The following is a 12,458-nucleotide window of genomic DNA, read 5'->3' on the forward strand; positions in this document are numbered from 1 at the left end:
CAACCCCTCTATTTATTCTCTACACCTAGAAGCTGCCTAGCCAAGTTTGCAAACTCCCCGGAACCTGAACGCTCGGCAAATTCTGCTACAGTGACCGGGTAGGCCGCCTGCAGTTCCTTCACATGCTCTGCCATGAAAGGCCACACATAACCTCCGGCTTTATCATAGGCTTCTATCAGCCTGTTCAAAGCATCTTCCCCAAATGCCATATAATGAGCAACAAAATCGGTGGCAGGATCATCCACCCTGGCTTCCGTCCAATCAATCAGACCAGTTACCCTGCTTGTGTGATCAATGAGTATGTGGCCTGGGTGAAGATCGCCATGCACCAGTGCCGTGCTCTCCGGCCATAGAGAATCATTATTCAGCCATGCCTGCCAGCGATTCCATAGTTCTTCAGCAACTCCGTAGTCCTCTTCGACCTTCTCTATTCTGTGCCTCATATTATCTCTGATTTCTGAAATGGAGAACGTATGCATACCCGCTTCTTCCATATACTGCCTATTGATCTGATGAAGAGAGGCCATCGCCCTTGCGAGTGTTTCATGATAGATGATCGGAACGTTCTCCTCATCTATTTCCCATACATAGGATTTCTTCTCCGGGTCGACCGTCCCTGCCGGAATTCCAGGCAGTATTTTATAGGCAATTAATTCATCAGAAAACACTTCCCATTTTGGGGCGGACACCGACAAGTGAGGGCTTACCAAATCCAGTGTTTTTTTCTCCCTGACTGCATGTGCAATAACGTCAGCACGACGAGGAATCCGGAGCACCCATTGTTCTCCCTCCATATCATTGGCAAAGACTACTTGGAAATCCAACCCAGATTCATTAAACTCAATAAAATCTTCCCGTATCATCAGTTCATGGTTTTTTGCGATATCAGAAACTTGCCTCTTGGTTAAACCCATTCTATCCCTTCCTTTTTCACTGTTGATAAAAATCCTATCATTCCTCTTCCCCTTAAGCTCCATTACCACACTTGGCCCCTCGGATGCTGATTGACAGTATTAAATAATTATTTTAATATGAATTCAATATAATAAAATTCAAGTAGATTAGATTTAACTTATATTGGGGGTGGCATCATGAACGACAATTTATCATTGAAGACTTTCGTGGTACTGATGAAGTCATCCAAGACCGTAATGGAGCGAGTGAAAGAGGATATTAAGAACTATGGAATGAAATCTTCTGACTTCGCTGTACTGGAAGCTTTATATCATAAAGGAAGATTGACGGTGAAGCAGATTTCCGAAGCAGTCTTGATCAACACCGGCTCTATTACCTATGTGATTGATAAATTGGAAGCAAAGGGCCTTCTGGAAAGGCAGCCGTGCACAGAGGACCGGCGAGTAGTCTACATCCATATCACCGAAGAAGGAATTTTGCTGATGGATGAAATCTTCCCTAAACATCAAGAGGTAATCGAGGAGATTTTCTCCGGTATTTCCCACCAAGAGAAAGAAACGATTGTGGAAGCTCTTAAAAAAATAGGCATGGACAACGAAATCTAAATGTAACGATACAGAATGAATAAAATAGGAGGAACCATCTATGAAACACATTTTTCAAAAAGGTAAGAACCAGAATAAACCTACACTGCTTCTGCTTCACGGCACCGGCGGGACGGAAGAAGATCTATTGCCCCTTGCCAAGGAGATCGATCCTGAGGCAAATGTTTTAAGTGTACGAGGGAATATTTCTGAAAATGGCATGCCGCGTTTCTTCAAACGCCTTGCGGAGGGTGTATTTGATGAGGAAGACCTTATCTATCGGACCAAAGAGCTCTTTGAGTTTCTCGATGAGGCTGCTGAGAAATATGACTTCGATAGAGAAAATATCATCGCAGTAGGCTACTCCAATGGAGCAAATATTGCAGCAAGCTTGTTGTTCCATCACCAAGACGCCTTATCAGGTGCCATCCTGCATCATCCAATGGTGCCGCGCAGAGGGATCAACCTCCCTGATCTAACAGGAAAGAATATATTCATTGCTGCGGGGATCAATGATCCTATCTGTCCTTCCCAGGAATCCGAAGAGTTGAAATCGCTGCTCGAAAACGCTGGTGCAGATGTACAGCTGCATTGGGAAAACCGGGGCCATCAGTTGACCATGGGAGAAGTGGCGGCTGCCAAAAAATGGTATCAAACCATCAAAAAATGACGTTTCTGATATGGCAAAAACGTTCTGCTGATTAAGGCAGAACGTTTTTTTCATACAACTGAGGATCCCCTCATCATACGATCAACTGTATATGATTTCCGGACGGATCTTCCACTTTATAACCTTCTCCCGTTTCCTCTACATCCACGCCTGATTGCTGAAGTCGATCTATAGCTTTTTCCCTCATTTCCTTGTCCGGGAATAGAAGAGAAAACCAGCGGAGTCCGGCGCTATTCGGAGAAGGTTTTCCAGCCCCCTCCCCATTCCATATGTTCAACCCGATATGATGATGATAGCCGGCTGTTGAAGTGAACAATGCTCCTGGATAGGTAGCCACTATATCAAACCCAAGGCCATTTTTATAAAAAGCTTCCGTCTTTTTCAGGTCAGCTACATGCAGATGAATATGCCCCATCACTGTATCAGAAGGAAGACCTTCCCATTCCCGGTCACTTTCCGCGACAAGACTGTCAGCATCCAACGGATCTGTCACCATTTTCACGGTACTACCGTTCCAACTCCATTCATCTGACAGACGATCCCTATATACCTCGATGCCATTACCATCCGGGTCATTGAAATACAGAGCTTCACTCACATGATGATCCGAGGCACCTAACTGCAAGGTGCGTCCCGCCTTTATCAGATGTGTCAAAAAGCTGGAGAGGTCCTCCCGGGAAGGAAGTAATATAGCGAAGTGGAACAGTCCGGCTTTCCGCTCTTCTTTCGGCATGGAGCCCTCCGGCTCGACTATGGTCAGGATTGGACGTTTTCCATCAGCTGTCAGAGACGCACTATTCCCCGCCCTTTCCAGCACGTTGAACCCCACTACTTCTTCATAGAAAGCAATAGATCGATCCAGATTGGTAACATTGATGCACACTTGCCCCACATAGGTTGCCGGGTTTTCAAAAAATTTAGTTTCCATGATAATCTCCCTTTACATTATATTAGTTACAATAATAAACTAGGTTACTTTATGTAAATTGTAGAGTTCTTTCCCTATAATTGTCAACTAGATGTCCCCTTGAAGTACTCGTATCCTTCCCATTTCCATCTTTTTATATTATACTTGGTAAGTTAAAATACGTGGTTCGAGACCCTCCCACGATAAAAAACTAAGGAGAGAAGATAATGAAAACAAATACAATTGTCGTCAATGCTGTATTGGCAGCCTTATATATTGCTGTTTCCATGGTCATTCAACCCTTTGGATTCACCAATGTGCAGTTCAGGATTCCAGAAATGTTCAACCACCTTGTAGTGTTCAATAAAAAGTACTTTTTCGGTATAGTCCTTGGAGTGTTCCTCAGCAATCTGCTGTTCTCCCCATTGGGTATGTATGATTTGATTTTCGGGGTGGCCCACTCCGCTGTGTCGCTCGGACTTATCATTTTATTGGCAAAATATATCAAGAATACGTGGGTACTATTAGTTCTTAATACCCTGATTTTTTCTTTTAACATGTTTATTATTGCCTTTGAATTGAACCTGGCACTTGGTCTGCCTTTCCTCTTCACATGGCTGACCACCGCTGCAGGGGAGTTTGTTGTATTGGCAGTTGGAATTCCAGTTATGTATGCACTCAACAAGCGTTTACGTTTTCAACAATTGATATGACAAGCAGGCTTCATCTGGAAGGATGAAGCCTGCTATTTTTTTAACTGTTTACATATTCATCTATATAGGGAAAAATACAAAGTAGGTAGCAAATCGAAAGGATGTGCGGAGGATGATTATCAGGGAACATGATAACGATTTCGTTTTGGTGGAGCAACACCATCACGCCAAGCTTTCCGGAGAAATTATGGAAAGATGGAAAGACAATTTATTTGAAGGCAAGGGAAGAAAAGAGTCTGTACTATATGCAATCGAGCAGCATGACCTAGGCTGGAAAGAATTTGATAAACAACCTTTTTGGAATGATGCAAAGCAGGAGCCTTTCACCTTTACCGACTTCCCCATTCACCCGAAAGTGATCTTGTATACCCTTGGGATAGATGAAGTGGAAAAGGCAGACCCTTATGCTGCGCTTCTTTGCAGTGAACATTACAAACGCTTTATTGCTGCGGAATCCTCAAGGCAAGCAGACCTATTTGTCCGACAAGAAACAGCAAGACAAGAACGAATTATGGAGAACCTTCCCGATTTCAACAAACGTTTGTTTAACTTTCATTATGGGCTGGTCCAGCTTGGTGATAACTTCTCCCTCTATGTATGTATAAACGACCCGGGGGTGGGCAAGCAGGATGAGCATCCATTTTTCAAGCAGGGCATCCCCCTCCCATTTGAATTGGATGGCTTTCATAAAAATCCGATTGGCATCAACTGGTTGGATGAACAGACTGTTTCTTTGGAAACCTTCCCGTTTGAAGGTCCTGTTGAAGTAACGGTAAATCAAAAACGGGTGAAAAAGCAAGATATCCGGGAACATGGATTGATTAAATGCTATGAAGAAGCACAGACAGAAGGGGTCCCTGTCCGGTTGGTGCCTGCAAATTGATGAATCTTAGTGCCGGTGCAGCAATTACCGCGCCGGCAACCTGCCTTCCTCATTGAACTGCCTGCCCTCCCATATTTATCACTTCACATCACGTGGTCCCTATCATATCTTTCTCCACGGCACGGATCTTATAAAACTCCACTTCCACAAGAAATTTAATAAACCTCATCCTAAACGGTCATTCTATATATTAGTACCTCAGATTCCGAATCGGGAATCGCCCTTTGTCATTACCAACACACTAATGGAAAGAGGAGATATAGAATGGCTGAAGGCAAACATAATCAAAGAACGAATTATGAAAAAGATGACACGCTAACGAACAGACAAGGCCATCCGGTTACCAACAACCAAAGTATACGCACAGTTGGAAATCGAGGGCCAAGTACATTGGAGAACTATGATTTCATCGAAAAGATCAGTCACTTTGACAGGGAGAAAGTTCCTGAACGTATAGTACATGCCCGTGGCGCTGGTGCTCATGGATATTTTGAAGCATATGGCACTGCAGGTGATGAACCGGTATCCAAGTATACAAGAGCGAAGCTTTTTCAGGAAAAGGGGAAGCAGACCCCTGTATTTGTCCGTTTTTCATCGGTCATCCATGGCGGACATTCCCCAGAGACCTTACGGGATCCCCGAGGCTTTGCGGTGAAGTTCTATACAGAAGATGGAAACTGGGACTTGGTCGGAAACAACTTGAAGATTTTCTTCATCCGTGATGCGATGAAGTTTCCCGATATGATCCATGCATTCAAGCCAGATCCAGTAACGAACATCCAGGACAGCCAGCGCTTCTTCGACTTCTGTGCAAGCTCTCCAGAATCCTTCCATATGGTGACCTTTGTATACTCTCCATGGGGAATCCCGGCGAATTATCGTCAGATGCAGGGGTCTGGTGTCAATACGTATAAATGGGTGAACCAAGAGGGTGAGGCGGTACTCGTGAAGTACCATTGGGAACCGAAACAAGGAATTAAGAACCTGACCCAGAAAGAGGCGGAAGAAATCCAGGCCAATAACTTCAACCATGCAACAGAGGATTTATATGAGGCAATCGAACGAGGAGAATATCCAGAATGGGAACTATATGTGCAAATCATGAGCGACGACGAGCATCCAGAATTAGATTTTGACCCGCTGGATGATACAAAACTCTGGCCAGAGGACCAGTTCCCATGGCTGCCTGTTGGTAAAATGGTGTTGAATAAAAACCCGGAAGACTACCACGCCGAAGTGGAACAATCAGCATTTGGTACCGGGGTACTTGTAGACGGGCTGGATTTCTCTGACGATAAAATGCTGCAGGGAAGGACATTTTCCTATTCAGATACCCAGCGTTACCGCGTCGGCGCAAACTATCTCCAGCTGCCGATCAACCGGGCGCAAAAGCAGGTGAACACCAACCAGGAAGGCGGCAACATGCGTTATGAAGTAGACCGCCGCGTGGGAGGCAACAAAAACCCAAGCATCAATTATGAACCATCCATTCTTGGTGGATTCCAAGAAGCTGAACAATCCGGGAAAGAATACACTCCTGAAGTCAAGGGGAAATTGGTAAGGGAAACTATTGACCGAGAAGAAAATACGAAACAAGCCGGCGAAACATATCGTATGTTTGAAGACTGGGAAAAGGATGAATTGATCAGCAACCTCGTAGGGGACTTGTCAGAATGCGACCAACGCATCCAGGATAAGATGGTAGAGCTTGCCGAATCTGCCGATGAAGAATATGGACGCCGCCTGCGAGAAGGCCTTGCAGAGGCCAAGAAAATGATGGGGCAAAATTCCAAACCTGGACCGCTAGGAAATGAGGACAGCGAAAAAGGTCCACAGGACGCAGTCGAGAAAGGCCATGACGCCGATCCATATTAACCCTTAAAACCCTCCACACCGGAGGGTTTTACTAATCATATTCTGCCAGTTGCTTTATTCGATGTTTTGCCACGTCAGCAAATTCAGCAGCAGCTTCGTAATAATCTTGGCCGTTCGTCAAGACGGAAAAGTCTCCGTGCCTTAGTCTGAGACGAGTGTTTTTCTCATGTACCAACAGTTCGTATCTGAAAAGGATATCCCCTGGTTGTGGATAAGAGTGAAATATGCATCCGCCTCTCCCTTTCCAATTTCACTACGGTATGGCTTGAATAACCTCCTCTTGGAAGCTCCCAAAAATACACTTGTCCTGCCTTGAGCGGGTGTTCGCGGCAGGTATCAGGGAAGTCATCCCACCTTCTGATGTAGATTGGATAGGTGAGTACTTTCCATACTTTGGACAAAGGAGCGTGAATGATGATTTCATCTGTCACGATCAATGTACTCATGAATGGCTTTCTCCTCTCTTTGACCATTGTCGACCCAACTCACTCTATATAATTCCCGGGAATCAGGAGGTTAATGAGTCCAACCTTCTTCCCCGTTGACGAGCATTCGCCTAATGCCTTCTATATTCATGTGGGTGCTGTTATCATCCCTCTCTAAACCAGATTGCTTTAAACTTGGCTTCAAGACAATTAAAATGATAGTAAGATTAATTGGAGGAAAGGATGACCATCTAATGGATCAATTTCAGGCATTGGTGCTTGATAAAGAAAAGGAAAATGGCCAGTTGAAAGTGAAGCAGTGTGACCAAAGCGATCTGCCAGACGGAGACGTCACCATCAGAGTCGCCTATTCCAGTGTCAATTATAAGGATGCCATTGTTGGTATCCAGCAACAGTTGGTAGAGAAGTTCCCATTAGTCCCGGGGATTGATTTGGCCGGAACGATCATACATTCCGAGACACCAGCGTTCTCAGAAGGTGACCAGGTGATTGTGACCAGCTATGCACTAGGTACCGGCCATTGGGGTGGTTACAGTGAAGTTGCAAGAGTACCTAAAGAATGGGTGGTCCCTCTTCCGGATGGATTGACGATGAGGGAAGCAATGATTCTCGGAACAGCTGGCCTGACAGCTGGTCTATCCATCCAACGGCTAGAAGATAATGGCCTGAACCCTGATAAGGGACCAGTACTGGTTGCTGGAGCCACCGGCGGAGTAGGCAGTCTCGCTGTCGATATGTTAGCTAAAAAAGGATATCAGGTTGCCGCCGCTACCGGCAAGTCATCCGAACAGGAATACTTGGAAAAACTGGGAGCTGCGCAAATAATCGATAGAGAAGAAATTACAGATACGGCCGGGACCCCTACCAGAAAGAAACAGTGGGCTGGTGCTATTGATCCAGTCGGTGGAAAAACCTTGCAATTTATTCTCAGCAGCCTCCAATCCGGCGGCTCTGTTGCGACCAGTGGAATGGTCGGTGGTATAGAGGTTTCCACTACTGTCCTGCCATTCATCGGGAGAGGTGTCAACTGGCTCGGCATAGACTCTGTCCAATGCCCTATGGAACTCAGGAGAGAAGTTTGGAACAGGCTGGCTGATGACCTGAAACCACATTCCCTGGAAACAGAAATTGTGCATGAAGTCTCCTTAGAGGAAGTCCCTGCTGTACTGGACAAAATCCTGCAAAGCAAGGTGCGGGGCAGGACAATTGTCAAGCTATAGACGGAAAATGGCCCGGCTGATGAGCCGGACCATTTTTCTATTCCTATTCCTTTCAAAACCTAGACTGGATGATCGGTTTGCTAGTTATCCGGCATCGATATCCCGCTTTGCATATCCTATAAATCCTCCTACCGCTAAAATGACAGCACAAACGATCAGAACAATTACCGGTAACACTGTCCATTCATCTATCGGCACTTGAGGGACGTGCCCATAAGGGGATAACTTGCCTGCCCAGTCCGATAAATCGAATAATCCGCCCCAATAGACAATCATGAATGAATAAGCCAAATAGAGCCAAACCAGCTTGGTGTAATTCGGCAGCACCCCGATTAACAACATGGTTAAGCCGAGCATTACCAGGAAAGCAGGATAATAGGCCATCCCAGCACCGTATAAAAACCAAAAAGACAATCCTTCTTCCATCACTGCATTACCTGCAACCCACAGGCCAATAACCGCAAGCGAGAGCATGACAAAGGCATTTACTGCTGCTACCATAAGATAACTTGCCATCAATTTCTGGCGGGATATTTGCCTGCCAAGCAGATGACCCACCCTTCCTTTCCTCTCTTCACCAGTTAATTTAAGCATGGACAGAAGAGGAGGAATACTGGATAAAATGGCGACCACCACCATTAGCACCGGAAGAAACTGTTCCACTATCGTAAGACGATCATCTTCGTCCAACATCTGTTGCAATAGTTCATTCCCTTCAAAGAATCCTTCCAGATCCCCTAATACGGAGCCATAAGATAGCCCCATCACCAAGAGACCGACTCCCCAGGCAGCCATCCCTGTCCTCTGAAGCCTGAGCGAAAGCCCCACCGGGCTGCTCAAAGCCCATGAGGCATGTGCCCTTCCTGGTTTAGAAGGGAGGAGTCCGGTCCCTATATCCCTCTTCGCGTTCAGATAATATGCTGCAACTAACAGCAGACATGCAGCAATAGCCATCAATAATACAGGGCCCCAGTTGTTTGACGTATAGGCTTCCGTTTTCGTCACCCAACCCAATGGTGAGAACCAGGACCATGTCTGATCGTTAATATCTGTCATTCCCCGGGCCAGGTAGGAAAATAGCAATACTGCTATCGTTAAACCTGCTGTTCCTCTGGAAGTCTCCACCAGCTGGGCAGAGATTGCTGTAACTCCCGCGAAAAATAATCCTATTCCCCCAAGAGCCGTTCCATATAAAAGGGAGCCTTCGAGAAACATACCCTCTATCCTCAGGGCATATAACCCAACCCCTATAATCAGAGCAAGCAGCAAATTTGTAACTAAAGCCAACATAAAGGAGGCCTGTAGGTGGGAAAGACGCCCGACCGGCAAGGCACGAAGCATTTCCTCTCTCCCCTCTTCTTCATCTCCCCGCGTATGTCTGCTCATCAGCAGAATATTCATGAAAGCAACTGTCAATGCAGTAAACAACAGCATTTGATGGACAGTCATAGCCCCTATCGTATAGTTATCCAAGTTGCCGGGTCCTATCAATGCTGTCATCGCAGGGTTGCGCATGGTCTCAGCAATGCCCATCCTATCATTTTGGGAAGGATACAGTTCGGTAAACGCTCCCGGAACCAAGAGGGTGAAAAAGGTGATACCTGCCATCCAAAGAGGTATGCGTATCCTCTCCCTTTTTAACCCTATGCTGAAAAGTGAACCTGCCCCTGTGAAAAGAGTGCCAACCATCAGGAACCACCTCCAGATTGCAGCTTCTCTTTATGATGATAATGCCTCATAAACAGGTCTTCCAACGTAGGAGGCCTACTCTCCAGACTGATGATACCCAATGAACTCAATTGCTTCATCACCTGTTCCATTGCCTCCTGGTCGACTTGAAGCGATAGAGTGTGCCCATTTTTCTTGATATCATGGACCCCCTCCATCTGCTCCAGGAAGGTGGCAGGCTCCCTGGTTTCCACCGATAAATTGGTCCCCCTCAAATGACGGAGCTCTTCGAGTGTCCCGCTTTCAATCATACTGCCCTGCCTGATAATCCCCACTCTGTCACAAAGCTTTTCAACCTCGGATAAAATATGGCTGGACAGGAGAATGCTTTTTCCTTCTTGCTTCAATTCCTGCACACAATCCTGGAAGACACTTTCCATTAACGGGTCAAGTCCGGAAGTCGGCTCATCAAGTATATACAGCTCTGCATGCACACAAAACGCAGCTATGAGGGCCACCTTCTGCCGATTTCCTTTGGAATAAGTCCGGCACTTCTTACTCGGGTCAAAATCAAAGCGTTCCATCAGCTCGCTCCGCCTGTGATCAGCCCTTCCCCCATGAAGTCTGACAAACATATCTATCACTTCACCACCTGTTAAATTAGGCCATAGCTTCACATCTCCTGGTACATAGGAAATTTTTCGGTGAATGTCAACCGCATTTTTCCAGACATCTTTGCCGAATATCTGTGCCCTTCCGGACGTGGCTTTAAGCATGCCGAGAAGTACGCGAATGGTCGTTGACTTCCCAGCACCATTAGGCCCGATGAATCCGTAGATTTCTCCTTTTTCGACCTCCATGTTCAATCCATCCAACGCAGTAAAGTTCCCAAACTTCTTGGTAAGGTTGCTGATCGTAAGCAGACTCATTGCTTCTCCCCCTCTTTTTTGTAGAAGCTTGTTTTAAGTACCTCCAAGTAATCATAAAACTCCTGCCAGTAAATATCCAAGTCAAGTTCCGGTATGTTCTCTCCCCTCAGACGGCTCATCACCTCTTCTTGGTATCCATTCATGGCCCACTGGATGAGATGGAATGCTTTTTCTATATCTATATCCTGTCGGAACAACCCTTTATCGATGTTCTCATACATTATTTCATGGCCTTTTCTTTTTAACTTTTCCAGTCTCCTCCTTAGTTCAACCGGAAGGATAAACTGGTCATCCAGGTACACAGAAGCTATAAAATGATTAATATCCGGATGTGTTCGGAAATAGCGTAGTTTCACTTCAGCGATTTGCTTCATTCGTTCTACGAAATCCGTCTCGCTGGTATCGATCTGCGACAGGAATTGTTCTGCCATGACATCCAGCGAATAGCCTATTAAATAGTAGAACAAGTCTTGTTTATTATTAAAGTAATAAAAAAGCATTCCCTTGCCTATACCGGCATTCCTTACTATTTCATTAGTCGAGGCATGATCAAATTTTTTGTCGGCAAACTCTTTCATAGCAGCATTCAATATCCTCGTCTTTTTCTCTTCTTCCAGATGATCGAACGATTTATTCATAACGATCCCCCTCCCCGTCCATAACTATTATAAGTTAGACCACTACAGTCTATTATAATGTAGCACTATCGACCACCTTGGTCAACGTGATTTTATATAAAATTCAAAAGGCAAATAGTCTATTATATAAATCAATATATTGTATATCAATTCCTTGGAATTTCATGTATACTAATCTTATAGGTATTAAACCAATTTATTAATAGCAAGGGTGAATCTTATGCCAATACCAACTGACCATTCCAAACCGGTTCGTCAGACGGCGAAGGAAAATGCATTTAACCAACTTCAACAATGGATTATCGATGGGACACTCCTTCCCGGAGAAAAATTGAATGACACGGAACTTGCCAATGCTCTGGGCGTAAGCAGAACACCTGTGCGGGAATCCCTCCAATTGCTTGAAGCGCAAGGATTTGTAGAAATGTTCCCAGGTAAAGCTACCCAAGTGACCGAAGTGGACCGGGAAGCAATTAAAGACCTGCTCCCTCCGCTGGCAGCACTTCAGGCTTTATCCGCTGAACTGGCCGTAGAGCATATAACAGAGGATACCATCGATTTGCTGGAACGGACGAATGACCGCTTCGCCAAGGCAATTCATTCGGAAAACTACTATTCTGCTTTAAAGATTGACGAAGAGTTCCACCAAATCATTGTAGATACAGCAAATAATTCCTACATTCATGATATCATCGGTAAATTGCAGGCACATGTCCGCAGACAATTCTTCCATAACTCGATCGTTCTTACAGAAGATTCCATCCGTGAACATTCTGAGATCATTGACCTTTTGAAGAAGCAAGACAAGGATAGCCTGACTCCCATCATGAAAGGAAACTGGCTCCGCGCCATCGAAGAATTCCCTAAGATAGAGTCCGATTAGCCAAGAAAATAAATAGATTGTAGCCATTAAAAAGACGCTCCGAGCAAAATGCTCCGAGCGATTTTTTTGCTTCTTTTATTCATGTACTGCCTTTCCCTGAGTAGTCCATCCACCAATGACAAGGTCG

General features: G+C 45.3%; 13 protein-coding genes and 1 riboswitch. Of the genes, 7 read left to right on the top strand and 6 right to left on the bottom strand.

Features of this window, described 5'->3' with window-relative positions; genetic code table 11:
* Positions 1–8 precede the first annotated feature (8 nt).
* A complete protein-coding gene (locus ACFOGI_RS15840) occupies positions 9–914 on the bottom strand; it encodes a macrolide 2'-phosphotransferase (protein ID WP_390274696.1) in 906 nt (301 codons plus the stop codon).
* 177 nt (positions 915–1,091) lie between these two features.
* On the opposite strand from ACFOGI_RS15840, the gene ACFOGI_RS15845 reads away from it, so the two are divergent.
* Together ACFOGI_RS15845 and ACFOGI_RS15850 are read left to right on the top strand one after the other, a co-directional pair.
* Positions 1,092–1,520 (top strand): MarR family winged helix-turn-helix transcriptional regulator, encoded by a 429-nt coding sequence (locus ACFOGI_RS15845; protein ID WP_390274700.1) that lies wholly within the window; start codon positions 1,092–1,094, stop codon positions 1,518–1,520.
* A 40-nt stretch (positions 1,521–1,560) separates the two neighbouring features.
* Entirely contained in the window at positions 1,561–2,169 is a 609-nt protein-coding gene (locus ACFOGI_RS15850) for an alpha/beta hydrolase (RefSeq protein ID WP_390274702.1), read from the top strand.
* Positions 2,170–2,242: 73 nt separating this feature from the next.
* On the opposite strand, the gene ACFOGI_RS15855 is transcribed toward ACFOGI_RS15850, so the two are convergent.
* The gene (locus tag ACFOGI_RS15855; protein WP_390274704.1) at positions 2,243–3,097 is read right to left on the bottom strand and encodes a VOC family protein; all 855 of its coding nucleotides are present in this window, start codon (positions 3,095–3,097) and stop codon (positions 2,243–2,245) included.
* Between the two features lie 155 nt (positions 3,098–3,252).
* Positions 3,253–3,297, top strand: a riboswitch (PreQ1 riboswitch).
* A 6-nt stretch (positions 3,298–3,303) separates the two neighbouring features.
* On the opposite strand from ACFOGI_RS15855, the gene ACFOGI_RS15860 reads away from it, so the two are divergent.
* From ACFOGI_RS15860 to ACFOGI_RS15870, 3 genes are all read left to right on the top strand, one after another.
* The gene (locus ACFOGI_RS15860) at positions 3,304–3,789 is read left to right on the top strand and encodes a QueT transporter family protein (RefSeq protein WP_390274707.1); all 486 of its coding nucleotides are present in this window, start codon (positions 3,304–3,306) and stop codon (positions 3,787–3,789) included.
* A 112-nt stretch (positions 3,790–3,901) separates the two neighbouring features.
* Positions 3,902–4,672: a DUF3891 family protein gene (locus ACFOGI_RS15865; RefSeq protein WP_390274709.1), complete on the top strand. Its 771-nt coding sequence runs from the start codon at positions 3,902–3,904 to the stop codon at positions 4,670–4,672.
* 264 nt (positions 4,673–4,936) lie between these two features.
* Positions 4,937–6,547: a catalase gene (locus ACFOGI_RS15870; protein ID WP_390274712.1), complete on the top strand. Its 1,611-nt coding sequence runs from the start codon at positions 4,937–4,939 to the stop codon at positions 6,545–6,547.
* Positions 6,548–6,711: 164 nt separating this feature from the next.
* Here ACFOGI_RS15870 and ACFOGI_RS15875 read toward each other — a convergent pair whose 3' ends face one another.
* A complete protein-coding gene (locus ACFOGI_RS15875) occupies positions 6,712–6,993 on the bottom strand; it encodes a hypothetical protein (protein WP_390274714.1) in 282 nt (93 codons plus the stop codon).
* Between the two features lie 233 nt (positions 6,994–7,226).
* On the opposite strand from ACFOGI_RS15875, the gene ACFOGI_RS15880 reads away from it, so the two are divergent.
* Positions 7,227–8,213: an acrylyl-CoA reductase family protein gene (locus ACFOGI_RS15880; RefSeq protein ID WP_390274716.1), complete on the top strand. Its 987-nt coding sequence runs from the start codon at positions 7,227–7,229 to the stop codon at positions 8,211–8,213.
* Positions 8,214–8,297: 84 nt separating this feature from the next.
* Here ACFOGI_RS15880 and ACFOGI_RS15885 read toward each other — a convergent pair whose 3' ends face one another.
* The 3 genes from ACFOGI_RS15885 to ACFOGI_RS15895 are packed head-to-tail and all read right to left on the bottom strand — an operon-like array spanning position 8,298 to position 11,448.
* Positions 8,298–9,902 (bottom strand): ABC transporter permease, encoded by a 1,605-nt coding sequence (locus ACFOGI_RS15885; protein ID WP_390274719.1) that lies wholly within the window; start codon positions 9,900–9,902, stop codon positions 8,298–8,300.
* Entirely contained in the window at positions 9,902–10,810 is a 909-nt protein-coding gene (locus tag ACFOGI_RS15890) for an ABC transporter ATP-binding protein (protein ID WP_390274721.1), read from the bottom strand. Before ACFOGI_RS15890 ends, ACFOGI_RS15885 begins: the two co-directional genes overlap by 1 nt.
* The gene (locus ACFOGI_RS15895) at positions 10,807–11,448 is read right to left on the bottom strand and encodes a TetR/AcrR family transcriptional regulator (RefSeq protein WP_390274723.1); all 642 of its coding nucleotides are present in this window, start codon (positions 11,446–11,448) and stop codon (positions 10,807–10,809) included. The genes ACFOGI_RS15890 and ACFOGI_RS15895 overlap by 4 nt, the downstream gene beginning before the upstream one ends.
* A gap of 220 nt (positions 11,449–11,668) precedes the next feature.
* Here ACFOGI_RS15895 and ACFOGI_RS15900 point away from each other — a divergent pair, with 220 nt between their 5' ends.
* Positions 11,669–12,331: a GntR family transcriptional regulator gene (locus ACFOGI_RS15900; protein WP_390274726.1), complete on the top strand. Its 663-nt coding sequence runs from the start codon at positions 11,669–11,671 to the stop codon at positions 12,329–12,331.
* The last annotated feature ends 127 nt before the right edge of the window (positions 12,332–12,458 follow it).

This window comes from Virgibacillus xinjiangensis (assembly GCF_042643145.1).
GTDB classification, from domain to species: Bacteria; Bacillota; Bacilli; order Bacillales; family Amphibacillaceae; genus Virgibacillus_O; species Virgibacillus_O xinjiangensis.